This is a genomic window from Pseudomonas sp. LBUM1651 (assembly GCF_059716135.1).
Map to the genome: position 1 here is coordinate 2840698 of NZ_CP166805.1, position 24438 is coordinate 2865135.

Annotated in this window: 22 protein-coding genes; 2 read left to right on the plus strand and 20 right to left on the minus strand. The window is 60.6% G+C overall.

Going from position 1 to position 24438, the window contains the following annotated elements:
• Window positions 1–9 precede the first annotated feature (9 nt).
• Both ACA066_RS13215 and argH read right to left on the minus strand, forming a co-directional pair.
• Complete coding sequence (locus ACA066_RS13215) at window positions 10–888, minus strand: amino acid ABC transporter permease (protein ID WP_497699582.1); 879 nt, start codon at window positions 886–888, stop codon at window positions 10–12.
• A gap of 152 nt (window positions 889–1040) precedes the next feature.
• Window positions 1041–2468, minus strand: a complete 1428-nt coding sequence (gene argH / locus ACA066_RS13220) for an argininosuccinate lyase (protein ID WP_497699583.1) — start codon at window positions 2466–2468, stop codon at window positions 1041–1043.
• A 307-nt stretch (window positions 2469–2775) separates the two neighbouring features.
• Between argH and ACA066_RS13225 the strand changes: the two genes are divergently transcribed.
• Window positions 2776–3747 carry a LysR family transcriptional regulator gene (locus tag ACA066_RS13225; RefSeq protein WP_497699584.1) on the plus strand — a complete coding sequence of 324 codons (972 nt, stop codon included), beginning with the start codon at window positions 2776–2778 and terminating at the stop codon, window positions 3745–3747.
• Here ACA066_RS13225 and ACA066_RS13230 read toward each other — a convergent pair.
• The 9 genes from ACA066_RS13230 to arnB are packed head-to-tail and all read right to left on the minus strand — an operon-like array spanning window position 3692 to window position 13108.
• Window positions 3692–4252, minus strand: a complete 561-nt coding sequence (locus ACA066_RS13230; protein WP_497699585.1) for a GNAT family N-acetyltransferase — start codon at window positions 4250–4252, stop codon at window positions 3692–3694. The genes ACA066_RS13225 and ACA066_RS13230 overlap by 56 nt on opposite strands.
• Before the next feature lie 58 nt (window positions 4253–4310).
• The gene (locus tag ACA066_RS13235; RefSeq protein WP_497699586.1) at window positions 4311–5690 is read right to left on the minus strand and encodes a UDP-glucose dehydrogenase family protein; all 1380 of its coding nucleotides are present in this window, start codon (window positions 5688–5690) and stop codon (window positions 4311–4313) included.
• Entirely contained in the window at window positions 5687–6088 is a 402-nt protein-coding gene (gene arnF, locus ACA066_RS13240; RefSeq protein WP_497699587.1) for a 4-amino-4-deoxy-L-arabinose-phosphoundecaprenol flippase subunit ArnF, read from the minus strand. The genes ACA066_RS13235 and arnF overlap by 4 nt, the downstream gene beginning before the upstream one ends.
• Window positions 6085–6429 carry a 4-amino-4-deoxy-L-arabinose-phosphoundecaprenol flippase subunit ArnE gene (gene arnE / locus ACA066_RS13245; protein WP_497699588.1) on the minus strand — a complete coding sequence of 115 codons (345 nt, stop codon included), beginning with the start codon at window positions 6427–6429 and terminating at the stop codon, window positions 6085–6087. The genes arnF and arnE overlap by 4 nt, the downstream gene beginning before the upstream one ends.
• Window positions 6426–8075 (minus strand): lipid IV(A) 4-amino-4-deoxy-L-arabinosyltransferase, encoded by a 1650-nt coding sequence (gene arnT, locus ACA066_RS13250; RefSeq protein WP_497699589.1) that lies wholly within the window; start codon window positions 8073–8075, stop codon window positions 6426–6428. Before arnT ends, arnE begins: the two co-directional genes overlap by 4 nt.
• Window positions 8072–8956 (minus strand): 4-deoxy-4-formamido-L-arabinose-phosphoundecaprenol deformylase, encoded by an 885-nt coding sequence (gene arnD, locus ACA066_RS13255; protein WP_497699590.1) that lies wholly within the window; start codon window positions 8954–8956, stop codon window positions 8072–8074. Before arnD ends, arnT begins: the two co-directional genes overlap by 4 nt.
• Window positions 8956–10947, minus strand: a complete 1992-nt coding sequence (gene arnA / locus ACA066_RS13260; protein ID WP_497699591.1) for a bifunctional UDP-4-amino-4-deoxy-L-arabinose formyltransferase/UDP-glucuronic acid oxidase ArnA — start codon at window positions 10945–10947, stop codon at window positions 8956–8958. The genes arnD and arnA overlap by 1 nt, the downstream gene beginning before the upstream one ends.
• Window positions 10944–11963 carry an undecaprenyl-phosphate 4-deoxy-4-formamido-L-arabinose transferase gene (gene arnC, locus ACA066_RS13265; protein WP_497699592.1) on the minus strand — a complete coding sequence of 340 codons (1020 nt, stop codon included), beginning with the start codon at window positions 11961–11963 and terminating at the stop codon, window positions 10944–10946. The genes arnA and arnC overlap by 4 nt, the downstream gene beginning before the upstream one ends.
• Window positions 11960–13108, minus strand: a complete 1149-nt coding sequence (arnB, locus tag ACA066_RS13270) for a UDP-4-amino-4-deoxy-L-arabinose aminotransferase (RefSeq protein ID WP_497699593.1) — start codon at window positions 13106–13108, stop codon at window positions 11960–11962. The genes arnC and arnB overlap by 4 nt, the downstream gene beginning before the upstream one ends.
• Window positions 13109–13512: 404 nt before the next feature.
• On the opposite strand from arnB, the gene ACA066_RS13275 reads away from it, so the two are divergent.
• Window positions 13513–14403, plus strand: coding sequence for a site-specific integrase (locus ACA066_RS13275; protein ID WP_497699594.1), 891 nt, complete (start codon window positions 13513–13515; stop codon window positions 14401–14403).
• Here ACA066_RS13275 and ACA066_RS13280 read toward each other — a convergent pair.
• The 9 genes from ACA066_RS13280 to ACA066_RS13320 form a co-directional block, all read right to left on the minus strand.
• Window positions 14400–15470, minus strand: coding sequence for an ABC transporter ATP-binding protein (locus ACA066_RS13280; RefSeq protein ID WP_497699595.1), 1071 nt, complete (start codon window positions 15468–15470; stop codon window positions 14400–14402). The genes ACA066_RS13275 and ACA066_RS13280 overlap by 4 nt on opposite strands.
• On the minus strand, window positions 15467–17065 hold the full coding sequence (locus tag ACA066_RS13285; protein WP_497699596.1) for an ABC transporter permease: 1599 nt from the start codon (window positions 17063–17065) through the stop codon (window positions 15467–15469). The genes ACA066_RS13280 and ACA066_RS13285 overlap by 4 nt, the downstream gene beginning before the upstream one ends.
• 4 nt (window positions 17066–17069) lie before the next feature.
• A complete protein-coding gene (locus ACA066_RS13290) occupies window positions 17070–18083 on the minus strand; it encodes an iron ABC transporter substrate-binding protein (protein WP_497699597.1) in 1014 nt (337 codons plus the stop codon).
• A 141-nt stretch (window positions 18084–18224) separates the two neighbouring features.
• Complete coding sequence (locus ACA066_RS13295; RefSeq protein WP_497699598.1) at window positions 18225–18785, minus strand: PqiC family protein; 561 nt, start codon at window positions 18783–18785, stop codon at window positions 18225–18227.
• A 17-nt stretch (window positions 18786–18802) separates the two neighbouring features.
• A complete protein-coding gene (locus ACA066_RS13300) occupies window positions 18803–20458 on the minus strand; it encodes a PqiB family protein (RefSeq protein WP_497699599.1) in 1656 nt (551 codons plus the stop codon).
• Complete coding sequence (locus tag ACA066_RS13305; RefSeq protein WP_497699600.1) at window positions 20439–21089, minus strand: paraquat-inducible protein A; 651 nt, start codon at window positions 21087–21089, stop codon at window positions 20439–20441. Before ACA066_RS13305 ends, ACA066_RS13300 begins: the two co-directional genes overlap by 20 nt.
• Window positions 21086–21682, minus strand: a complete 597-nt coding sequence (locus ACA066_RS13310) for a paraquat-inducible protein A (protein ID WP_497699601.1) — start codon at window positions 21680–21682, stop codon at window positions 21086–21088. The genes ACA066_RS13305 and ACA066_RS13310 overlap by 4 nt, the downstream gene beginning before the upstream one ends.
• Window positions 21683–21911: 229 nt before the next feature.
• Window positions 21912–23213, minus strand: a complete 1302-nt coding sequence (locus ACA066_RS13315; protein WP_497699602.1) for an NAD(P)/FAD-dependent oxidoreductase — start codon at window positions 23211–23213, stop codon at window positions 21912–21914.
• Window positions 23210–24298: a polyamine ABC transporter substrate-binding protein gene (locus tag ACA066_RS13320; protein ID WP_497699603.1), complete on the minus strand. Its 1089-nt coding sequence runs from the start codon at window positions 24296–24298 to the stop codon at window positions 23210–23212. Before ACA066_RS13320 ends, ACA066_RS13315 begins: the two co-directional genes overlap by 4 nt.
• Window positions 24299–24438 lie beyond the last annotated feature (140 nt).

Below are 24438 nucleotides of genomic sequence, written 5' to 3' on the forward strand. Positions count from 1 at the left end.
TGGGGCTCCTCAAGAGCGCTTGCCGGCGCCGCGAGCGAAACGACGCTCCAGACGGCTTTGACCGAAGGACAGGACGGTGACGGTGGCCAGGTACCAGATACCGGCGACGATCAGAAGCTCCATGACCCGGGCGTTGGCGTAGTAAATATTCTGGGCGTTGTAGAGCAATTCCGAGTACTGGATGACGCTCGCCAGGGAGGTCATTTTCACCATGCCGATGAATTCGTTGCCGACCGGCGGAATGATCACCCGCATGGCCTGGGGCAAGATGATCCGGCGCAGTGCCTGCAGGCGCGGCATGCCGATCGACTTGGCGGCCTCGTACTGTCCGGTGTCCACCGACAGCAGACCCGCGCGTACCACTTCGGCGGTGTAGGCGCCCTGGTTGATGCTCAAACCGAGGAGGGCGGCCACGAAGGGCGTCATCAGGCTCACGGTGTCCATTTCGAACAGGCCGGGGATGCCGATGGTGGGGAAAATCAGCGCCAGGTTGAACCACAACAGCAGTTGCAGGATCAGTGGCGTGCCGCGGAACAGCCAGGTGTAGGTCACCGCCACGTAGCGCAGGATCGGGTTGGCCGACATGCGCATGATCGCCGTGATCACCCCGAACACAATGCCCAGCCCCATGGCCAGCACAGCCATGACGATCGTATTGAGCAAGCCCCACATGATCGCCTGGGACGTGAGGAACTGGCCGATGTACGACCATTCGATCTTGCCTTCGGCGAAGGCCCGCACCAGGCCGATGATCGCGATGACGATCACCGTGGCGAAAAAAATCCGCCCGTAATAGCGCCGTGGCACGTGTTCGTACTGGGTGATATCGAACTGGTTTTCCGCCAGTTTGCGCTCCGCCTGGAGTCGTTCTGCCTGAGTCTGGCTCATGTTGTTTCTCCGAACACTGGTATTTCAGGTCAAACAGCAATCCCTGTAGGAGCTGAGCTTGCTCGCGATGACGGTGTGTCAGTCAACACAGATGCAAGCTGACCCGACGCTATCGCGAGCAAGCTCGGCTCCTACAGGTTTTGCGTTGTCTATCAGAGGCGGAAGCCCTGATAGTTTTGGGTCCATTCGTGCTGCGCGGCGAGCGCGGTCTTCAACCGACCGATCTGTTCGCGCACTTGCTGCGGCGCGGTACCGCCCCAGCCACTGCGAGCGGCGATGGCGGCTTCGAGGGTCAGGCTGTCGCGCACTTCCCGGGTGAGACGCGGATCGATTTCGGCCAGCAGCGCCGGGGACGCTTCCCACAGCTCAATGTCGTGCTTCTCACAGGCCTGAACCAGCGCGCCGGTGATTTCATGGGCCTCCTTGAACGGCACGCCGCGCATCGCCAACCAGTCAGCGACTTCAGTGGCCAGGGTGAAACCGAGCGGTGCCTGACGACGCAGTTCTTCGACGTTGACTTTCATGGTCAATACCATTCCGGCCATGGCCGGCAGCACCAGCAGCAAGGTGTCGACGCTGTCGAGCACGCCGTTCTTGTCTTCGCTCAAGTCGCGGTTGTACGACAGCGGCAGGGATTTCAACGTGGAGAGCAGGCCGGTGAGGTTGCCGATCAGGCGACCCGCCTTGCCCCGGGCCAGTTCGGCGATGTCCGGGTTTTTCTTCTGCGGCATGATCGAACTGCCGGTGGCGTAGGCATCATCCAGGGCGACCCAGCGAAATTGCCGCGACGACCACAGGCAGAATTCTTCGGCGAGGCGGGAAATGTTGATGCCCAGCATGCTGGCGATAAACAGGAACTCGGCGACGTGATCGCGGCTGGCCACGGCGTCGATGGAGTTTTCGCAGACGCCGCTGTAACCCATTTCTTTGGCCGACTGTTGCGGCAGGCGAGCGATGGCGGAACCGGCCATGGCGGCGGCACCCAGTGGCGACAACGAGGTGCGTACGTCCCAGTCCACCAGCCGTTGTACGTCACGCAGCATCGATTGGGCGTGGGCCAGCAAGTGGTGAGCGAAGACGATCGGCTGCGCTTGCTGCAAGTGGGTGAAACCCGGGCAAATGCTTTCGATGTGTTGTTCGGCCTGATCCACCAGCGCTTGTTGCAGGGCCAGCACTTCAACGGCCAGGGTACGCACGTGGTCACGCAGGAACAGACGCAGGTCATTGGCGGTCTGGTCGTTGCGCGAACGACCGGCGCGCAGTTTGCCGCCCAAGGCGCCGAGGCGTTCGGTCAGCAGGCGTTCGATAAAGGTGTGGACGTCTTCGTCGTCGAGGGTCGGCACGATGCTGCCGGCGTTGAAGTCAGTACCGATACCTTCCAGCGCGTCGAGCATGGTCCGGGTTTCCTGCTCGCTCAGCAGCCCGGCGCGTTGCAATTCACGGGCATGGGCCTTGGAACCGGCGAGGTCGTACGGGGTGAGGCGAAAGTAACGCTCGGGGCAACGGGACAGGGCCGCCAAGGCTTCGGACGGGCCGCTTTTGAAGCGTGCACCCCAGAGACGGTCGGTGGTTTGAGACATTGTTGTTTTCCTCGTCGGTAAAGCGAACACAAATCGGTGTGCCGGGCCGCAAACGCCCGCCGCAAATCAATTGGGCGTGGTCAGGCCTATTCAATATTCAAGGGCAGGGGAAAAGCGCAGTTACGCCGTTGCGAGAGCTGATCGAAGTGTCAGCTTTTAATGGTTCGAAATCAGTGAGTTGGCACTGAAGTACGGGGATTATTAGCGGTTGCCAAGCCTGGTTTTCTGTGTTCATTATTATTGGCCAGCTATATTTTTGTTGTTGGGCACAGGTTGTTGAATAGCGCGCCAGAGGTAAATAAGTATTATGGAAACCCCACTTTCCAATTCCGGAAACCCCGCGCCAAAAACGGTGCAGCGGGCACCGCTGGCCCTCAGCGGGCTGGATTTCAAACTGCTCAAAGTGTTCAAGGCCGTGGTCGAGGCCGGTGGTTTCAGTGCGGCGCAGAACGAGCTGAATGTGGGGCTGGCCGCCATCAGCAAACAGATCTCGGACCTCGAGATCCGCATCGGCATGCGCCTGTGTACCCGAGGCCGCGAGGGCTTTCATCTGACCGAAGAAGGCCGACTGGTGTATCAGGCGTCGATTGATTTATTTGCGTCGGTCGACAACTTTCGCGATCGGCTTAGTTCAGCGCAGAACGAACTTATCGGCGACCTTGGCGTGGGTGTTATTGACAATACGATTTCCGATGTTAATTCACCGTTAGTTGCAGCACTTAAACGAATCAATGAAGCGTCACCGAAAGTAAGGTTTCAACTTCAGGCGTCGCAACTGGATGAAGTGGAAAGAGGCGTCGTAGAGGGACGGTTAGTGGCCGGTATCGTTCCTGTTTATCAGAAACGTGAAGAGTTCGATTATTACGCGCTGTATGAAGAACGCTCGGAGGTTTACTGCGCGCTCGGTCACCCGTTGTTCGCGGTGCCAGAGGCAGAAATCGACAGCCAGGTACTCAAGGATTACGAATGCATCAACCACCGCTACGCGATCCACCGCGACAAATTGAATTTTGCCCGGTACGACAGTTTTTCTGCTTCGGCCACCCAGGTGGAAGCCGTGGCGCTGCTGATCAAGACCGGGCGCTTCGTTGGTTTTCTACCGCAGCATTACGCCGCTTCAATGGTCGCCCAAGGGCAATTTCGCGCGGTGCGACCTGACCTGATCCACATCAGCACGCCGTTCAATCTGATCTTGCGGCACAACACCGTGCGCAGCCCGCTGGTCAAGGCATTCGCCGAGGCATTGGGGGTCGATTTGAAGGCGCCGGTTCAAGGCTGAAGCGCATCGCACAACGCCGCTCACCGGGTAAGCCGTGGGCGATTTCGTCGTTTAACACCTGGGTTAATCGCGGGCCTGTTTCAGCAGGGCTCAATGTTGCGAAGCCCATGCGCCGATAAAACAGTTCATTCCATGGCAAGTCGCGAAACGTGGTCAAAGTCAGACCGGCGAGTTCTTGCTCCCCGGCGTATGAAACTGCGGCTAACAGCAACTTTCGCCCAATGCCCCGGCCCTGAAATGGCTGACTGACGGACAGTTCCTGAATATGCAGTTGGTTGTCGATTTCCCGCGCAGCGAGAAACCCTGCAAGTGCACCTTCCGCCGATTGCGCAACCCAAACCTGCTCCGTCTCGATTGCCCGTTGATGGTGTTCGGCATCGGGTACAGGGCTGTCGGCCAGCCAGGCCAATGAAGGGTCGCCGCGAAACAATTGAGCAGCGCAACGTTCGATGACGGGGAGGGCGGGGGCGTCGACAGATCGGGCCCTGCGAACATGAATAGTCATGCCGGCTAATGTAGCAGCTGCCGAACCGGCGAGGCAGCTGCTACCCCGGATTACGCAATCAAGCGACGTCGGAAGCCACCGGCCATTGCTGATACGGAATCGGTAACTTGCGTGAGTCGCCGCGCCCCATCGGGAAGTACATGAACCCGTTGCGCGCCAGGCGATCAGCGTCGTACAGATTGCGTCCGTCAAAGATCACCGGGGCTTTGAGCCGTTGCTGGATCAGGTTGAAATCCGGCGCCTTGAACTGCTGCCACTCGGTGCAGATGATCAATGCATCGGCGCCGGCCAGCACCGATTCCGGGGTGCCCATGAGCATCAGCTTTGCTTCGTCGGGGTACAAATGCTGGGTTTCCTGCATCGCTTCCGGATCAAACGCGCGCACGCTGGCACCGGCGGCCCACAGCGATTCGAGCAGCACGCGACTTGGTGCGTCGCGCATGTCATCGGTGTTGGGTTTGAACGCCAGGCCCCACACGGCGAACGTCTTGCCGCGCAGATCGCCCTTGTAGAACGCGTTGATGCGTTCAAACAGCTTGTGTTTCTGCCGCTGGTTGATCGCTTCCACCGCTTGCAGCAGGTCGCTGGAGCAATGCGCTTCCTCGGCGCTGTGGATCAGGGCGCGCATGTCTTTGGGGAAACACGAACCGCCGTAACCGCAGCCGGGGTAGATGAAGTGATAGCCGATGCGCGAATCCGCGCCGATGCCCAGGCGCACCGATTCGATGTCGGCACCAAGGTGTTCGGCCAGTTCGGCGATCTGGTTGATGAAGCTGATCTTGGTCGCCAGCATGCAGTTGGCGGCGTACTTGGTCAGTTCGGCACTGCGCAGGTCCATGAACATGATCCGGTCATGGTTGCGATTGAACGGCGCGTAGAGATCGCGCATGACGTCGCGCACGTCATCGCTTTCGCAGCCGATGACGATACGGTCCGGGCGCCGGCAATCGGCCACGGCCGAGCCTTCTTTCAGAAACTCCGGGTTGGAGACGATCTCGAACTGCAGCAACCGCCCGACCTTGATCAGGCATTTGTCGATGTGCGCGCGCAAGGTATCGCCGGTGCCCACGGGAACCGTGGATTTCTCCACCAGAATCACCGGGTGTTCGCGATGACGGGCCACCGCTTCGCCCACCGACAGCACGTAACGCAGGTCCGCCGAGCCATCGTCCCGGGAAGGTGTGCCCACCGCGATGAACAACACCTGGCCGTGTTGCACCGCGAGTTTTTCATCGGTGGTGAACTGCAGTCGCTTGGCTTCGAGGCTTTCACGCACCAGGCTGGCGAGCCCCGGTTCGAAAATGCTCACGTGGCCCTGTTGCAGCAACTCGACTTTTTTCTCGTCGATGTCCATGCAGACCACGTCGTGGCCGACTTCAGCCAGCACAGCGGCCTGCACCAGGCCCACGTAACCGCTACCAAATACACTGATTTTCATAGGTCACTCCTGAGGTTGGACGCATGAGCAGGTCGAGAGTTGATGGTGATGACGCCAAGGATGACCAGCGCCACCCCGAGGCTTTTGGAAAGGCTGAAATCTTCGTTGAACACCGGCAGCGCGGCGGCGAGCAGGTACACCAGCGCGTAGCTGATGCTCAACAGCGAATAAGCCCGGCCCAGCGGGACATCGCGCAGGGCGGCGAGCCAACTGAACATAGACAGGGCATAGGCGAGGACGGCGGCCAGCACCACGACCACAGCGATCGGATCAATCGGAGCGGTCAGCCAGTTTTCGGGTGACGGCAGGCGCGTCATGCTCCAGCGCATGCCCAGCTGCGCGGCGCTGCCCAGCAGCACGCTGCCGAGGGCGAAGGTCAGGCCACGGCGCAGGCTCATGTGTGCAGCCCCAGCAAAATCACGCCGCCAATCACCAGCGCCACGCCCAACCAGTGACGACGGTCGATGGTTTCGTGGAAGACGAAGCGGGCGATCAGGGTGATCAGCACGAAATTCAGGCTCAGCATCGGATACGCAACGCCGACTTCAAGGCGCTGCAACACCAGCAGCCACACCAGCAAGCCCGCGCCCAACGCGGCGATTGCCAGCCACAACCAAGGCGAGCACAGTTTTTCGCCCCAGCCCGACGGCTGGCCGCGCCAGTTCTCCACGGCGTATTTCTGGGCGATCTGGCCCAGGCAGGTGAGCAGGCAGGCTGCCAACACCAGCAACAGGCTCATGACGCACCCTGAGGAAAAATCAGAATCACAAGGTTGCCTTGTTCATAGCGTTTGCCATCTTTGGGCAAGCGTTCGATTTCACGCAGCTCGTCCTCCCCTTTGACCCGCATCAGCACACCCACCGAACCGTTCCGACGGGCGTCGCGCATCCACTGCTGCACGCGATCGGGGTCGACACGCTGCTGCGCGCCGTCAGGATAAGCGAGGCCATATTTCAATTCGCCTATCGTGTTGTACAACGCCACATCCGGGCGTTTCAGGCGCCAGGACAGGGCCGAAGCGGCGCCCAGATCATTGCTTAGCAGCGTGCCGGCCTGGCCGAGTTCCTGTGCATGCTCAAGGACGAACTGGTCGGGCATCTTGTTCGCCACCACCGCTTCAGGCATCGCCGCCGGTAGAACGCCGATCAGCAGCAGGCTGCCAAAGGCCGGCGCCGCCCAGCATTGCAACGGCCGGAACGCTTGCAGCAGGTTGGCCATGATCCAGCCGATCAGGCCGATGAACACCAGCACCAGGCTGTGCAGTTCGTGGTCGTACAGTGGTTTTTTCAGTTGCAGGTAGACCAGGGCGAGCAGGGTGGTCAGGCCCAGGAGGAGGTTGAGCAAGCCATTGATGCCCAGCGCCCGGCCTTGCTCCAGCCGCAAGCGATCCGCCAGTGCGTTGCCCAGCAACAAGGCCAGAGGCAACAGGCACGGCAGGATGTAGGTCGGCAACTTGCCGTTGCTCAGGCTGAAAAACAGCAGCGGCATCAGCAACCACAGCAGCAGAAAACCAATGCTGGCCTGACGACGTGTTTGCCACGCCTGCTTCAGTGCCGACGGCAATAACGCGGCCCACGGCAGACTGAACGCCACCAGCAATGGCAGATAGAACCACCACGGCGCGTCATGTTGCGCATCGTCACCGGCGAAACGGCGAATGTGTTCGTGCCAGAAGAAGAACCGCCAGTAATCGGGCTCCCGCGCGTGCGCCGCCAAGGCCCATGGCAGGCTCACGGCGATGGCCACGGCCATCGCCACCGGGCCGTAAATCAACAACTCGCGCCAGCGTTTTTGCCAGATCATCCAGGGCAGGGCGATCAGCACCGGCAACAGCCAGGCCAGAAACCCCTTGGTCATGAACCCCATGCCACATGCGAGGCCCAGCAACGCCCAACCGATCAGGCGCCGGCCACGGCTGACGCGGTCCAGCGCAAACCACAAAGCCACCAGACTCAGGTTGACCCAAAAGGTGAATTGCGGATCGAGGTTGGCGTAACCGGCCTGTCCGGCGACCACCGCGAAACTCATGTACAGCAGCGCGCAGGCAAAACTCTTGCGCGGCTCGTTCCAGAGCCGGCAGGCGATCAGGTAACACAGCATCACGCTGAGCCCGGTGCTGAGGGCCGAAGCGAACCGCACGCCGAACAGGTTGTCGCCAAACACGGCCTGACCGAGGGCGATCATCCAGTAACCGGCCACCGGTTTTTCGAAATAGCGCAGGCCCATGAAATGCGGCGACACCCAGTCGCCGCTCAGGAGCATGCCCTGACTGATTTGCGCGTAGCGGGTTTCGTCCGGAATCCATAAACCGTGACTGCCCATCGGCAGCAGATAAGCCAACAGACAAAGGCCCAGCAACAACGGCAATGCCCAGCGTTGGCTCATACGCCTTGCACTCCCAGCCAGCCTTCACGACCGTCGAGCGCACCGCGTACCACCCGGCCACCGGGCAAGGCGTCTGGTGTTTCGGGCAGTAAATCGCCCAAAGGCTGGAAACGGATATCGCGCTGACGTGCGTCGGCCAGCAGCTGGCGGAAATCGTTGGCCATCAGAATCCCTTCCACTTCGGCGTGGACCGTGTAGACGTTGAGGTTTTGCAGGGTGAACCGGTCGAGGATGAACGCGTTGAAATCCTTGGCCGCGACAGTCGGGCCGACCACCTCATCGAAGGTGGGCAGGTCCACCGGGATCTGAGGCGCGCCCAGACCACCATCGGCCAATGTCGGCCGGAACAGGCTGCGGCCACGACAATCACTGTTGAAGCGAAACCCGAACCCCTGCTTGGCTTCGATCACACGCTCGTCCGCCCGCCAACCGGCGGCCGCCGAGCAGTCGATTTTTTGTCCGAGGATGTCGCTGAGCGTGTCCAAACCCTGGCGAATCTGCTCGATCAGCTGCGCGTCGCTCCAGCGCCCGGCATTGGCCTGCCAGCCGTGGTGATCCCAGGCGTGCAGGCCGACTTCATGCCCGGCCGCCCGGGTTTGACGCATCAAGTGCCCGAGGTTGCGGCCAATCGGCTTGCCCGGCCACGCGGTGCCGGCCAGCAGAATGTCCCAGCCGTACAGGCCGGCGGCGTTGGAGCGCAGCATCTTCCAGAGAAACTGCGGGCGGATCAGGCGCCACAAGTGCCGCCCCATGTTGTCCGGGCCGACGCTGAAAAAAAAAGTGGCTTTGACCTGGGCTTCATCGAGCATTTCCAGCAACCGCGGCACGCCTTCACGGGTGCCACGGTAGGTGTCGACATCAATCCTGAGACCCGCTTGCATCAAGCTTTATCCGCGATTTCGAGCATGGCTTCACGCAAGAAGAAATCCAGCGTGTTGCCGATGGTTTTGCTCATTTCCACGGCCGGCGTCCAATCCAGTAATCGCCTGGCGTTGTCAATGCTCGGTTTGCGGTGGGACACGTCCTGATAACCCGCACCGTAGAACGCCTTGCTTTCGACGTCGCGGAACCCGGCGAACGGCGGGAAGTTGTGCCGCAGCGGGTGCGCTTCGAACTGACGCAGCAACTCTTCGCCCAACTCGCGAATGCTGGCTTCGTTGTCCGGGTTGCCGATGTTGATGATCTGACCGTTGCAGGCGTCGTTGCGGTTATCGATGATTCGCGCCAGCGCTTCCACGCCGTCGGCAATGTCGGTGAAGCAGCGTTTTTGCTCACCGCCGTCGAACAGGCGAATCGGCGTGCCTTCCACCAGATTGAGGATCAGTTGCGTAATCGCCCGGGAGCTGCCGATGCGTGCCGAATCCAGACGGTCCAGACGCGGGCCCATCCAGTTGAAAGGACGGAACAGGGTGAAGTTCAAGCCTTTTTGGCCATAAGCCCAGATCACCCGGTCGAGCAGTTGCTTGGAGGTCGAGTAGATCCAGCGTTGCTTGTTGATCGGGCCGACCACGAGGTTGGACGTGTCCTCATCGAACTTGCCGTCCTGGCACATGCCATAGACTTCCGACGTCGACGGGAAGATCACCCGCTTGTTGTATTTGACGCAGTAGCGAACCAGCTTGAGGTTCTCTTCGAAATCCAGCTCGAACACGCGCAGCGGGTTGCGGGTGTACTCGATGGGCGTGGCGATCGCTACCAGCGGCAGGATCACGTCGCACTTCTTGATGTGGTACTCGATCCACTCGGAGTGGATGCTGATATCGCCTTCGACGAAATGGAAATTCGGATGGCTGCGCAAACGCTCGATGGCATCGGAGCCGATGTCGAGCCCGTATACCTCGTAGCGGTCATCGCGCAGCAAACGCTCGGACAAGTGATTGCCGATGAAGCCGTTGACGCCGAGGATCAGCACGCGCGTGCGGAGTGACGTGCGCCCGGATTCGGCACCGCGCAACACGGAACCATCGACCAGACCGAGTTCGCCGGCCAGTTGCGGGCCGCTCAGGTACAAGCCGTTGTCGTTACGCTGACCGGCGCTGATCACCAGCGAATCTTCGCCGCAGGCGATGCGCAGCGGATCGACGCTGATGACCCGGCCCGGTGCCTGGCCTTCGTTGCCCTTGACGACTTGAGCGCCCCAGACAATCAGCTTGTGTTCGCCCACCGCGCAGAACGCGCCGGGGTAAGGCTGGGTGACGGCGCGCACCAGGTTGAACAGTTCTTCTGCCGGTTTTTGCCAGATCAGTTTGCCGTCGGCGGGCGTGCGGCGACCAAACATCGTGGCTTTGGATTCGTCCTGAGGGGACTCGCTGACCTTGCCGGCGAGCAACGCTGGCAAGGTGGCACGCAACAGGTCGGTAGCGGCCACGCGCAGTTTGCCGTGCAGGCTCAGCGCGGTGTCGGTGCGCTCGATTCCAACCTTCTTCTGGGCGAGGATGGCACCAGCGTCGGCGCGGGTGACCATTCGGTGCAGGGTCACGCCGGTTTCGCTTTCGCCGTTGACCAGCACCCAATTGGCCGGCGCGCGTCCGCGATAGCGCGGCAGCAATGAGCCGTGCAGGTTGAACGCGCCTTTGCGTGCTGTGGCCAGCAGCGGTTCGCTCAGCAGATGGCGGTAGTAGAACGAGAACAGGTAATCGGGGTTGAGCTGGCTGATGCGCTCGATCCACAACGGGTGGTTGACGTCTTCCGGGGCGTGCACCGCAATGCCACGGCGCGCGCACAGTTGCGCAACGGAGGCGTAGAAAGCGTTCTCCTTGGGATCATCGGCATGGGTGAACACGGCGGCAATTTCATAACCGCTGTCGAGCAGGGTTTCGATGCCGGCACAGCCAATATCGTGATAGGCGAAAACAACAGCTTTTGCGCTCATGAGAGAACCTGATCTGAAGACGTGGAAGTGAGGCCGTCAACGGTGAAAACGGGAGCGGGTGTGGCGGGCTGGCTGCGCAGGACTTTTTCGATGAAGAACCGCGGACGCGCACGGACATCGCTGTACATCCGCCCCAGGTATTCGCCCAACAGGCCCATGCCGATGAACTGGCCGCCGGTGAACACGAACAACACGGCGAACAGCACGAACGTACCGTCACCGGCCCAACTGGCGCCGAAGGCCAGGCGAAGCACGATCAGCGCAATGGCAAACAGCACGCCGAGGGCCGCCATGCCGAAGCCGACGATGCTCAGCAAACGCAGGGGAGTGGTGGTCATGCAGGTGATCAGGTCGAACATCAGGTTGACCAGGCGCATGGGGCTGTACTTCGATTCGCCGTGTTCGCGCTCGGCGTGGGTCACCAGGATTTCGGTGGTGTGCCGGGCGAAGCTGTTGGCGAGTATCGGAATGAAGGTGCTGCGTTCGCGGCAGGCGAGCATCGCGTCGACAATGGATCGACGGTAAGCGCGGAGCATGCAGCCGTAATCGCTCATGGCGACACCGGTGGAGCGCTGCACGGCGAAGTTGATCAGTTTTGACGGCCAGCGGCGCAGGGCTGAGTCCTGACGGTTGTTGCGCACCGTGGCAACCACGTCATAGCCGAGTTCAGCCTGGGCCACCAAGCGTGGGATCTCTTCGGGCGGGTTCTGCAGATCGGCGTCGAGGGTGATGACGACATCGCCTTTGCACTGCTCGAAACCGGCCATGATTGCCGCGTGCTGGCCGTAATTGCGGTTGAGAATGACCGCCACCACCGGGCTGCACTCGCGGCTGGCGGCCTCTTCGAGGATCTGCGCGGAGTGGTCGCGACTGCCGTCATCGACCATCACGATTTCGTAGTCATGGCGCAGTTGCAGGCACGCCGCTTCGGTTCGCCTGAGCAATTCGGGCAGGCTGTCTTGCTCGTTGTAGACCGGGATGACGATCGACACGCATCGGATCGGATAAGGTTTCACAGGCGTCTGTCCAAAGTGTTTTCAATGGCACCGACGACACGATCGACGTCGTCGCTGGTCATGTCGGGGAACAACGGGATCGAGCACAGGCGCGCCGAGTTCCATTCGGTGTTGGGCAGGTAAATGTTGGGGAAGCGCTGGCGGTAGTACGTGTGCAGGTGGGTGGCGATGAAGTGGATGCCGGTGCCGATGTTCTGCGCCTGCAGGGCTTTCATGAACGCTTCACGGTCGAGTCCGCAGCGCTCGGCGTCGATACGCAGGATGAACAGGTGCCAGGCGTGCTGCTGCGGGTAAACCGGAATGGCCAGCGGTTGCACCGGTGAGCCTTCCAGACGCTGCAAATAGCGTCTGGCCAGCGCGGCACGCTTGGCGTTGATCTCGTCCAGGCGTTCCAGTTGCGCCAGGGCGATGGCGGCATTGATGTCGGTCAGGTTGTATTTGAAACCCGGCTCGATCACCTGGGCCTGGGGTTTGCGGCCGTGGGTCATGCGGTCATAGGCATCGACGCCGAGCCCGTGAAATTTGAGCATGCGCACGCGATTGGCCAGCGCTTCATCGTCACTGACGAACATCGCGCCCTCGGCACAGGTCATGTTCTTGATCGCATGAAACGAGAAGATCGCCGTGCCTTTCTCGCCGACGTGACGGTTTTTGTAAAAGGTGCCCGCCGCGTGGGCGGCGTCTTCGATCACCGGGATGCGGTGTTTGTGGGCCAACGCGTAAAGCGGATCGAGATCGAACGCCGCGCCGGCGTAATGCACCGGAATGATCGCCCGGGTGCGCGGGGTGATGGCCGCTTCAATGTGCTCAACGCTGCTCATCAGCGTGTCGCGGTCAACGTCGACGAACACCGGCGTGGCGCCCAGCAAGCAGATCATGTTGGCGGTAGACACCCAGGTCTGGGATGGCGTGATGACTTCATCGCCGGGACCGACGCCCAATGCGAGTAACGTGACATGCATCGCGCCAGTGGCCGAGGACAGTGCCACGGCATGACGGCATCCAACATAGTTGGCGAAGTGTTCTTCGAGTTGCTGGTTTTTCGGCCCGGTAGTGATCCATCCAGAGCGTAATACTTGCTCTACGGCAGCTATTTCTTCGTCGCCGATACTGGGGCGGGAGAACGGTAGAAAAGCCTCACTCATGAAAAACCTCAGGGCGTAGGCCGTCCTTCGGCAAGAGTGCCGAAATAAACGGGATTTCAACGGTTTAGTGACCTGTCGGGCACGAGCCTTATTTGACTTTTGCAGCCATGGCCGGCAGGTTTGGAGCCCATCGAGGCTCACCGGGTAGAGATGAGGTTAGGCCGGTTTTTGTGAAAGGAACATCAAAACCCGGTCGTGGAATCGTTTATCTGAACGTTATTAAGCCAATGTTCAGACTTCTGCCGTTCATCGCACTGTTTAGTAGAAACGTCCTGCGGAAGTGTCCAGCGTTATATGAATAATGTTTCAATCCTTAGTTGTTTTATTGATCTGCTACCACTCAAGGCCGTTTTGTTTTGATTGACTTATCTGTTACTGATTCAAGTGCTGCAAAGACCAATCCGATGCCCTTGTATCTGGCGCGACTGGCGCCGTCCAGCCAACTGACCATGCGTTATGTGTTGCAGGATGCCGCCGACCGCCTGGGCTTCGAAGACATGAACGTCGAGGAGATTCCATGGCACCAGCTGCAGCCCGAAGATGTGATTGCGCTGGTCGCGGCGTTGCGCGCGGACGGCTACGCGCCCAATACGTCTTCGCTGTACGTCAACGCCGTGCGCGGGGTGATGAATGAAGCGTGGCGCATGAGCCTGATCAGTCAGGAACACTTGCTGAAAATGCGCTCGGTCAAGGGCATTGCCGGCACACGACTGTCCCAGGGGCGCAATCTTCGGCGCTCGCTGATTCAGGAAATGATGGCGGTCTGTGCCGCCGACCCACGGCCACAAGGCTTGCGGGACGCGGCGATCATCGGGATTCTGTATGGCTCGGGCATGCGTAAATCAGAGTCGGTGAACCTCGACCTCGATCAGGTGGATTTCACCGAACGCAGCCTGCGGGTGACCGCCAAAGGCAACAAGCAACTGATCAAATACGCACCGGCCTGGGCATTCGCCAAACTGGATGCCTGGCTGGAGCTGCGCCGCTCGCAACTCAAGGAAGGCGAGGTGGACGATGCGTTCCTGTTCAATCGCATCCGCCGCGGCAGCCACATCACCCGTGAGCGCATCACCAAGCACGCGATTTATTACATCGCCCGGCAACGCGGCGCGCAGGTCGGGGTGAAAATCATGCCCCATGACTTTCGGCGCTCGTTCATTACCCGGGTGATCGAGGAACATGACTTGTCGATCGCGCAGAAACTCGCCCATCACAGCAATATCCAGACGACGGCCAACTACGACGTGCGGGATGACAATGAGCGGCGGCGGGCGGTGGACCGCTTTGATCTTTAAGATTCGCTCAACACATGGGCGTGGCCGATGGTCGAGACGTGAACCGCACTGCCGGTCGGTGGCGCGTACAGGCCCGAACTGCGCACCGTCAATGATCGACCGGGCTGATTGGCGGATGGCAAAGTCTCCAGTTCCACGGTCAATGTGCAGGTATTGCCGCTGAAATCCCGCTCGGTCACCACGGCGCGGCACCCGGCGGCCTCGACTGCGTTGGGCACGATGCCGACCAGTTGCAACTGCTCGGGCCGCAGCATGATCTGCGCACAGCGGTTGTTGCGATGGTTGTTGACCGGGATCCGCCCGAGATCGCAATGGGCCCAGCCTGCTTCGATCCGGGCTGGCATGACCACGGCATCGCCGAGGAACATCGCGGTTTGTTCGTCGCCGGGATAGCGGTAAAGGTCCAGCGGATGACCGGACTGCACCAGACGCCCCTCGCGCATGACCGCAAGCTGATCGGCAAACGACAGCGCTTCACTCTGGTCATGGGTGACCAGAATGGTGGTGACACCGGCGTCCGCCAGCAACCGCGCAACCAGTTTGCGCATGGCTGCGCGCAGGCCGGTATCGAGCGCGGAAAACGGTTCATCCAGCAACATCAACCGCGGCTGTTGCGCCAGGGCCCGTGCCAGTGCCACCCGTTGTTGCTGACCGCCAGACAGCTCATGGGGCCAGCGGTCGGCCATGTTCGCCTCCAGGGCAACGCTGTCCATCAACTGGGCGATACGCTCGCGTTTTTCCAGACCCTTGATCGACAATCCGAAGCCGATGTTGGCGGCCACGGTCATGTGCGGGAACAAGGCACCGTCCTGAGGCACATAGCCAATCTGTCGTTGGTGGGCAGGGACTTCATGAGTGGGGTCGACCAGCGTCTGACCGTTCAGCGTCAGGCTTCCTGAGTCCGGGAATTCGAAACCGGCGATCAATCGCAGCAAGGTGGATTTACCGGAACCGGAAGGGCCGACGATGACCGTTCGGCTGCCCGTCGGCACCGACAGGCTGATGTCTTCCAGGGCCCTTTGCGGGCCGTAGGATTTGCAGATCGAATGCAGTTCAAGGGTGTTCATCGGCCAGCCGTTCGTTTGGATTGGTGATAGAGAAGTCCGGTCAACGGTAGTGACAGCAAAATCATCAGCAAGGCATAGGGCGCAGCGGCGGCGTAGTCGATTTCGCTGGTCAACGCCCAGAACCCGGTCGCCAGCGTGCGTGTGCCGTTCGGGGCCAGCAGCAACGTGGCGGTTAATTCATTGCTGATCGCGAGAAACACCAGCGCGGCACCCGCGGCAGCGCCGGGCGCGGCCAGCCGCAAGGTGATCAGCCACAGTGCCCGACCGGGCGAGCGACCGAGGCTGCGGGCGATATTTTCCAGCTCCACCGGCGCCTGCGCGATGCCGGCACGCAAACTCACGAGGGCGCGGGGCAAGAACATCAGCAGGTACGCCAGCAGCACGGTGATCGTGGTCTGATAAATCGGCCGGGCGAAATGCACCGTGACCGTCACCAAGGCCAGGGCGACGACAATGCCCGGCAATGAACTGGTGATGTAGTTACAGCTTTCCAGCACCCGTTGCAGCCGGCCCGGCGAGCGAATCGACAACCACGCAATCGGGATGGCGGCGCAGGTGGTGAGCACCGCCCCCGCAACGCCGAGCAACAGTGTCTGTTGCAACGCCGGCATCAGCTCGGCCATCTGCCAGACATTCGCGCCACCCGCGATCAGCCATTTGCCCAAGGTGATCAACGGCACCCCCAGCGCCAGGGCGCAGGTCACCGTCAACAAGGTCAGCGCGAGTACGGTCGAACCGGTTTTCAAGCGCACGACGCGCTGTTCCCGGGCACTGCCCGAACCGACCCTGGCATACCGCGCATGGCCACGCGCCGCCGATTCGACAGTCAGCATCGCCAGGCAGCACAGGGCAAGAACACCGGCCAGCATGTTGGCGGCGGGGCCGTTAAAGGTGGACTTGAACTGATCGAAGATTGCCGTGGTGAAGGTGTCGAAGCGGATCATCGCGTACAGGCCATATTCGGCCAGCAAGTGCAGCCCGACCAGCAAGGCACCGCCACAGATGGCCAGGCGCAGCTGCGGCAGCACCACCCGGAAAAACATCGCCCAGGGCTTGAGTCCCATCGATTCCGCGACATCTTCAATGGCCGGATCGAGCCGGCGCAACGTGGCCGCAATCGGCAAGTAAAGGAAGGGGAAGTAGGCGATAACCGACACCAGAACCCCGGCAAACAGACCGTGAATCGGTGGCACCAGGCTGACCCAGGCATAGCTGTGAACGAAGGCAGGGACCGCCAGCGGCGCGATCGACAACAATGACCACCAGCGTCGCCCCGGCAGATTGCTGCGTTCGGTCAGCCAGGCCAGCGTCACGCCCAACAGGATGCACAAGGGAATCGTAATCGCTACCAGCAACACCGTGTTGATCAACAACTCGCCGACCCGGGGCCGGAACATCAGCGTTGCCAGGGTGGCCCAACCGGTCTGCACCGAAACGCCGATGACAAATGCAATCGGCAGCAGCGCCAGCAATGACATCAGCACCGACAAACCGATCACCCACGCACCGCCGCGCCCCGCGAACAATCCGCGGGAGCGGCGGGGTAAAGGTGCGGGTATCGCCGCGGGGACACCCGCCGGTAGCGTTTCAGGCATCAATTCAGAGCAGTCCGGCCTGAGTCATCAGCTCCACGGCTTTTTTACTATCGAGTTTTGACACATCGACTTTCGGCGCGTCGAGCTGCTGCAGAGGCACCAGTTCAGGGTTGGATTGAGCGTTTTTGCCCACGGCATACTCGAACGATTTGCCGGTCTTGAGGATGGCCTGGCCATCCTTGCCGGTGATCCATTTCAGGAACGCCTGGGCCTGTTCCTTGTGTTGGCTGGACGCCAGGACGCCGCCCCCGGAAATGCTCACAAACGCACCCGGGTCCTTGTGTTTGAAGTAATGCAGGGCGGTGTTCTGGCTGTTTTCGCCGGTCCGGGCCTGATCACCGAAGCGGTAATAGTGGTAAATCACACCGCTGTCGATCTGCCCGGCATTCACCGCTTTCAACACGGAGCTGTTGCCCCGATACGCGGTGAAGTTGGTTTTCATCCCCTTGAGCCACTCGAGGGTGGCGGCTTCGCCCTTGAGTTCCAGCACGGCGGCGACAATGGCCTGGAAGTCTGCGCCGGCCGGTGACGCCGCCCAGCGACCTTTCCATCTCGGATCGGCGAGGTCCATCAGCGACTTCGGCAACTCGGCTTCGGGCAGTTTGCTCGGGTTGTAGACAAACACCGTGGAGCGCGCGGCGATGCCGACCCACTTGCCATGCGCCGGACGGTAGGCCGCGTCGACTTGTTCCAGCGTGGTTGGCACTACGGGGGCAAACAACCCTGCGTTATCTACCAGCACCATGGCCGGGGAGTTTTCGGTCAGGAACACGTCAGCGGGGGAGGCGGCGCCTTCCTGCACGATCTGGTTGCCCATTTCGGTGTCGTCGCCGTTGCGCACCGTGACCTTGATTCCGGTCTGCGTGGTAAAACCCTCGATCCAGGCTTTGGTCAGGCTTTCATGCTGGGCGTTGTAGACCACGATGCCGTCGGCATCGGCTGAGTAAACGTGACCGGCACTCAGCAGGGCAGTGGCCAGCAGTGCGTTTTTCAGGAAAGAGGGAATAGGGCGATTCATGCGGTGGCGGCTCCCGTTGTTTTTAGAATCGTGCACGCTGACAGACCGGAAGGGTCGTCAATGATTGTAGGTCAATACGAATCATTTGCAGGCTTAAGGCGGCGCCAAATGTAAGGGGCTGAATGAGAAAAAAACGTCAATTCATTGCGGTGCCGGGCAACCTTTTTGCGTTCCGGCTGCGGCCTGGCTGATCAACGCGGCCAGGCGTTTGACGTTGTTCTGCTGGGCAATGACCAAGTCGTCGATGGAAGGTCCTGAAGGTGTTTGCAACGTACTTCGGCAGCTGACCAGCGTGTTGTCGCCTTCACCGGGACTGCGCAGGCGCCATTTGACGTCCATCAGCGCGTATTGACCGGGAACCGAATCAAACCGCTGAACCTCCACGCGCACCGACACTTTGCGCTGGGGATTGCTGTTGGCCAGTTGATCGACCAGGGCGCTGCGCAACTCATCCACCAGGCTCGCGGCCCACCATTCGGTCTCCAGAATCGCCAGGCCGCTGTTGCCCTGACGAATGACGATCTGCGGACGATCGACCTGAGGCGGCACGCTGAGGCCTTCGATCAGGATTTCCCCGCCGTTGCCGCGCGCCGTCCCGCTCAATTGCGCCGGGGTCAGGGTGTGGAACTGAATCGGCTCACTGCTGCACGCGGCGAGCAGCATGAGCGCAGTGACCAACGTCATCTTCAGCGAAGAAACCATGGGTGTTGCTCCTGTGGTCAGTTGCGCGGTGGCGCCTTCAAGTCCAGCGGCGCGGCGTTTTCGGAGCGACCGCGAATCAGCGACTCCGGATGCCGGCCCAGGTAATCCGAGAGTTCACGCAAGGACCGCGACATGCGCCCGAGTTCGTCCAGGGTCTGGGTCAACTGCTCGCGTTGCGGCGAGTCTTCGGCGAGGGTCGAACTGGCCGATTGCAGGGTCTTGCTGACATCCGCCAGGGTGGTTTGCACGCCGGGCAGGGTCTTGGCGTTGAATTGCGCGAGGCCCTTGCGCAGCTCGACGAGGTTGCTGTCGAGGTTGCCGGCGATGCGTCCGATCGGTAGATCGTTGATTTTGTTGACCATGCTTTCGAGTTTTTCCTGCAACTGCTCAAGGCTCCCGGGTACGGTCGGGATAGAAACGGGGCGGGCGGTCGGATCGAACACGACCTTCTCGGCTTTCGGGTAGAAGTCGAGCGAGATGTACAGCTGGCCGGTCAACAGGTTGCCGCTGCGGGCCTGAGCGCGCAGTCCATTCTCGATGAACGTCCCCATCAGACGAACGCCCGCCGCCTCGTCATTAGGGTCATGCTTCAAGGCCTCGAGCATTTTGATGTGCGCCTGACCAAGCCGCTGCGGGTAGATCACGATGCCGACATTGACCGGAAAACTGCGTTTTTTTGCATCGAAATCCAGATTCACCGACACCACTCTGCCGAACTCGATGCCGAGGAATTCCACCGGTGCACCGACCTTGAGCCCACGCAAGGCCTGGTCAAAACGCAAACTCAGGTATTGCGCCTTGCCGTTGGGCGGGGCGAGGGCGGTTTGCTGGTCTTCGAACAGTTCGAAGGCTTTTTCCTCAGTGGCCGGCACATCGTTGGGGCTGTATTCCGGGGCGCGGAAGGCGATACCACCCACCAAAATGGAGGACAGTGACTCGGTCTTAACCGCGAAACCGTTGGCGCCGACATTCACATCAATCCCGCTGGCATTCCAGAAACGGGTGTTTTCGGTGACGTAGGCATCGTTGGGTGAATGAATGAAGACTTCGATGTTCACCCCTTTGCCGTCGGCATCCAGGGCATAAGCGACGACTTGGCCGACGGGAATCTTGCGGTAGTAAACGGGAGAACCGATGTCCAGCGAACCCAGGTCCGGGGTGTGCAACGTGAAGCGCTTGCCGGGCTCGCCATAGGTGATGGGCGGCGGATTCTCCAGCCCGGTGAAATTCTTCGACCGGGCATTGGACTGGCCGATATCGGCACCGATGTAGTCCCCGGAGAGCAGGGTATCGATGCCCGACACGCCGCCGGCACCGATACGCGGTCGCACGACCCAGAATTGCGAATCTTCACGGGTGAAGCTTTCCGCCTGCTTGGCCAGTTTGATGGTGGCGTTGACGCTCTTCTGGTCGTTGCTCAGTTCGACGTCGGAAACATGCCCGATCACCACGTTGCGGTATTTGACCTCGGTCTTGTTGGCCGTCAGGCCGCTGCCGGTCTTGAAGGTCACGGTGATGGTCGGTCCTTCCTGCAGGATGCTGTGCACCACCAGCGAAATACCCACCAGCACCGCAACAATCGGCACGATCCACACCAGTGAAACGCTGAAACGGCGGGTCTTGATCGGGGCTTGCCCGGGGGCTTGCGGCCCGTCAGTGGCTTGCGACTTCATCCATGACCTCCTCGTTTTTCGAATGGTGTTGGTCCCAGATCAGACGCGGGTCGAAACTCATCGCCGAGAGCATGGTGAACACCACGACCAGACCAAAGAACAGAATGCCCGCGCGCGGTTCGATATCGGCCAGGGCTTGAAATTTGACCAGCGAAGCCACCAGGGCCACCACGATCACGTCGAGCATCGACCAATAACCGATGAGCTCGACGAAGCGGTACATTTTCGACCGCTCCTTGCGCGCCCATTGGCTGTCGCGCTGAACGGTCACCAGCAGGAGCGTCAGGGCGACGAACTTGATGCCCGGCACGGCGATGCTGGCGATGAAAATGATCAGGGCAATGTCCCAGGCGCCGTGCTGCCAGAAATCCAGCACACCACCCATGATTGTGCTGTCGGCGCCGTTGCCGACCATTTGGGTATTCATCACCGGCAACACATTGGCCGGGATGTAAAACACCAAGGACGTGAGCAGGTAGGCCCAGGTGCGGGTCAGCGCGTTGGTTTTGCGTCGATGCAGCGGTGCACCGCAACGCTCGCATTCGTGGGGTTCGCCGGTCATGTCACAGGCCAGGCCGCAGCTGTGGCAAAGGCACAGGTTGAGTTCGCTCGCGACCGGAGGCGTGGTCATAAAACATCCCACAGTTCACGGACATCGCGCCCGGCAATGCGGATCATCATCAGGCTGAGAATGGCCAGGGCGAACAGACCGATGCCGGGCAGCACGTCGAGCAACCCGGCGAGTTTGATCACCGCAACCATCGCCCCCAGCAGGCAGACTTCCAGCATGCTCCAGGGCCGCAGGGTTTCCAGCCAGCGCATGCAGAGTCTGAAACCCGGTGAGCGCCGGGAGGCGAGGGCGAAGCTCAGGACCCAGATCAGCAGCAGCAACTGGAAAATCGGCGCGATGATCATCGCAATGGCCGCCACCATGGCGATGAAGGTGATGGGGCCAAGACTCAGGGCCAACACGGAATCCCACAGCGTGGCGCTGTTTTTCAAGCCTTGGAGGCTGATGCTCATCACTGGATAGAAATTGGCGAAAGTCCACAGCATCAATGCCGTCACAGTCAGCGCCAGCCGCTGCTCCACCGACAGGCCGTTATAGCGCTGCAGCACGCCGCCGCAGCGCGTACACAGGGTTTTCTGATGCTTGGCGAGCGTGACTTTTTGATACACGCAGTCGCAGTGCTCGCAGATGATCAGTTGGTCAGTCTTAGCCATAGGCCGCACTCGCCAGGAGACAGGAAAGTCAGAGCACCTCCTCAATATAGAAGTGCCTTGCGAATGAGCAAATCGAAAGGCTAAAACGACTGATCTATCGCGTTATCGTTCTTCGCGAGCAGGCTCGCTCCCACACTGGAACTTCAGCAAACACAAAGTCTGTGTACGACGAGTATCAACTGTGGGAGCGAGCCTGCTCGCGAATGCGGTGGATCAGAAAAGTAGTTTTTCAGCCGAGCACTTCACGCAGCCGATACCAGAACATACCGAGGGCCAGCAACGGTGAACGCAACATCGGCCCACCGGGAAAGGTCATGTGCGGCACGGCGCTGAACACGTCGAAGCCTTGGCTGTGTCCGGCATGAATCGCTTCGCCCAGCAGTTTCGCGCACCAGTGGGTTACGTTCAGCCCATGACCGGAGTAACCCTGGGCATAAAACACGTTCGGGTGCTGGCGCAAGCGGCCGACCTGCGGAAAACGATTGGCCGTGATGCCAATCTTGCCGCCCCACTGATAATCAATGCGCACATCGGCCAGCTGCGGGAAGACCTTGAGCATCTGCGGACGCATGTAGGCGGCGATGTCCGCCGGATCGCGCCCGGAATAATGACAGGCGCCGCCGAACAGCAATCGCCGGTCCGCCGAGAGCCGGTAATAATCCAGGCCAACTTTCTGGTCGCACAGCGCCAGGTTCTGCGGGATCAATTGCGCGGCGACCTCCGGCGCCAATGGCTCAGTGGCAATGATGTAGCTGCCCGCCGGAAGCACCTTGCCGCTGAGTTTCGGTTCCAGTTCGTCCAGATGCGCATTGCACGCCAGTACGAGGCTGCCGGCACGCACCGTGCCCCCGGCACAACGAACCTGCACCGTGCTGCCATGGATCAGTTCCAGCACGGGGCTCTGCTCGAAGATTTGCACCCCAAGCGATTGCGCCAGCCGAGCTTCGCCCAGCACCAGGTTCAGCGGGTGCAAGTGCCCCGAGCCCATGTCGACCAGGCCACCGGCATACACGCCCGAGTTGACCACTTGCTCACGGATCTGCTCCGGCCCGACCAGCCGGGTTTCATGGGCGTAACCCGACTCGGCAAGGCTTTCCTGCTCAGCCTTGAACGCCGTGAATTGCGCCTTGGTGTTCGCCAGTTCGCAAAAACCCCAGCGCAGGTCGCAATCAATGTTTTGCTCACGGATGCGCTTGCCCACGAGTTCCACCGACTCGATCCCGGCGCGCTCGAGGTAGCGCACACCTTCTTCGCCGACATGTCGGGTGAAACCACTGACGTCATGACCGATGCCGCGAATCAATTGACCACCGTTGCGTCCGCTGGCGCCCCAGCCGATCCGCCGCGCCTCCAGCAGAATCACCGAGAGGCCGCGCTGCGCCAGTTCGACGGCCGTGTTGACCCCGGTAAATCCGCCGCCGATCACGCAGACATCCGCCACGAGGTCTTCGGCCAACGCGGGGAAGGGCGCCAGCGCATTGGCCGACGCGGCGTAATAGGAGCGCGCATGTTCGTTGCTGTACTGGTTCATTTGTTGGACTTCACTTTGCTCCAGGAACGGGTCATCAGACGCATGATCGCCTGGGGCGGGGTGGTCGAGATGTAGAGTTTGTCGAGAACCGTCTGAGGCGGGTAAACCTCGGGATTGTTGACCAGTTCAGCGTCCATGTATGGCTTGGCGGCGGGGTTCGGGTTGGCGTAACCGACCGAGGCGCTGACCTTGGCGATGACTTGGGGGTCCAGCAGGTAATTGATGAAGGCGTGAGCGTCCTTCGGGTTGCTGGCATCGGCGGGAATCGCCAGCAAATCGAACCACAAATTACTGCCTTCCTTGGGGATTGCGTAAGCGATGTTCACGCCGTTCTTGGCTTCCCTGGCGCGGTTGGCGGCCTGGAACACATCACCCGAGTAACCGAAGGCCACGCAGATGTCGCCATTGGCCAGGTCCGACACGTACTTGGACGAGTGGAAGTAGGTGATGTAGGGGCGGATGCTCAACAGCTTTGCTTCGGCTTTTTTGAAGTCTTCCGGGTTCTCGCTGCGAGGGTCCATGCCCATGTAATTGAGGATGGCGGGGAACACTTCGTCCGCCGAGTCCATCATCGACACGCCGCACTGACTGAGTTTCTTGATGTTTTCCGGTTCGAACAGCACGGCCCAGGAATCGATGTGATCAATGCCCAGCACTTGTTTGACCTTGTCGACGTTGTAACCGATGCCGTTGGTGCCCCACAGATACGGCACGGAGTGTTCGTTGCCCGGGTCGTTCTTCTCCAGCAGTGCCAGCAGTTTCGGGTCTAGGTTCTTGAAGTTCGGCAACTGCGCGCGATCAAGCTTGAGGAACGCACCAGCCTTCACCTGGCGGGCGAGAAAGTGATTGGACGGGACCACCACGTCATACCCGGTACGACCGGCGAGCAATTTTCCCTCAAGGGTTTCGTTGGAATCGAAGACGTCGTAGATCACCTTGATCCCGGTTTTCGCCTGGAAGTCGGCGAGGGTGGTTTCGCCGATGTAATCGGTCCAGTTGTAGACGCTGACGGTCGGCTGGGCCTGTGCAACGGCGCTGAACAGCATGGCCAGCGCGACCGGGACCACGGATTTCAATAGACGCATATGGACACCTCTTGGAATTATTGGATTCTTGTAGGAGCGAGGCTTGCCCGCGAAGGCGGACTGCCAGTCAACGGAGATGTTGAATGTGCTGGACTCTTCGCGGGCAAGTCGAATCGTCGCACCGCTCGCTCCTACAGGAA

Coding starts and splice junctions, on each gene's coding strand:
- ACA066_RS13215 (WP_497699582.1), bottom strand. CDS start 888: ATGAGCCAGACTCAGGCAGAACGACTCCAGGCGGAGCGCAAACTGGCG.
- argH (WP_497699583.1), bottom strand. CDS start 2,468: ATGTCTCAAACCACCGACCGTCTCTGGGGTGCACGCTTCAAAAGCGGC.
- ACA066_RS13225 (WP_497699584.1), top strand. CDS start 2,776: ATGGAAACCCCACTTTCCAATTCCGGAAACCCCGCGCCAAAAACGGTG.
- ACA066_RS13230 (WP_497699585.1), bottom strand. CDS start 4,252: ATGACTATTCATGTTCGCAGGGCCCGATCTGTCGACGCCCCCGCCCTC.
- ACA066_RS13235 (WP_497699586.1), bottom strand. CDS start 5,690: ATGAAAATCAGTGTATTTGGTAGCGGTTACGTGGGCCTGGTGCAGGCC.
- arnF (WP_497699587.1), bottom strand. CDS start 6,088: ATGAGCCTGCGCCGTGGCCTGACCTTCGCCCTCGGCAGCGTGCTGCTG.
- arnE (WP_497699588.1), bottom strand. CDS start 6,429: ATGAGCCTGTTGCTGGTGTTGGCAGCCTGCCTGCTCACCTGCCTGGGC.
- arnT (WP_497699589.1), bottom strand. CDS start 8,075: ATGAGCCAACGCTGGGCATTGCCGTTGTTGCTGGGCCTTTGTCTGTTG.
- arnD (WP_497699590.1), bottom strand. CDS start 8,956: ATGCAAGCGGGTCTCAGGATTGATGTCGACACCTACCGTGGCACCCGT.
- arnA (WP_497699591.1), bottom strand. CDS start 10,947: ATGAGCGCAAAAGCTGTTGTTTTCGCCTATCACGATATTGGCTGTGCC.
- arnB (WP_497699593.1), bottom strand. CDS start 13,108: ATGAGTGAGGCTTTTCTACCGTTCTCCCGCCCCAGTATCGGCGACGAA.
- ACA066_RS13275 (WP_497699594.1), top strand. CDS start 13,513: ATGCCCTTGTATCTGGCGCGACTGGCGCCGTCCAGCCAACTGACCATG.
- ACA066_RS13280 (WP_497699595.1), bottom strand. CDS start 15,470: ATGAACACCCTTGAACTGCATTCGATCTGCAAATCCTACGGCCCGCAA.
- ACA066_RS13285 (WP_497699596.1), bottom strand. CDS start 17,065: ATGCCTGAAACGCTACCGGCGGGTGTCCCCGCGGCGATACCCGCACCT.
- ACA066_RS13290 (WP_497699597.1), bottom strand. CDS start 18,083: ATGAATCGCCCTATTCCCTCTTTCCTGAAAAACGCACTGCTGGCCACT.
- ACA066_RS13295 (WP_497699598.1), bottom strand. CDS start 18,785: ATGGTTTCTTCGCTGAAGATGACGTTGGTCACTGCGCTCATGCTGCTC.
- ACA066_RS13300 (WP_497699599.1), bottom strand. CDS start 20,458: ATGAAGTCGCAAGCCACTGACGGGCCGCAAGCCCCCGGGCAAGCCCCG.
- ACA066_RS13305 (WP_497699600.1), bottom strand. CDS start 21,089: ATGACCACGCCTCCGGTCGCGAGCGAACTCAACCTGTGCCTTTGCCAC.
- ACA066_RS13310 (WP_497699601.1), bottom strand. CDS start 21,682: ATGGCTAAGACTGACCAACTGATCATCTGCGAGCACTGCGACTGCGTG.
- ACA066_RS13315 (WP_497699602.1), bottom strand. CDS start 23,213: ATGAACCAGTACAGCAACGAACATGCGCGCTCCTATTACGCCGCGTCG.
- ACA066_RS13320 (WP_497699603.1), bottom strand. CDS start 24,298: ATGCGTCTATTGAAATCCGTGGTCCCGGTCGCGCTGGCCATGCTGTTC.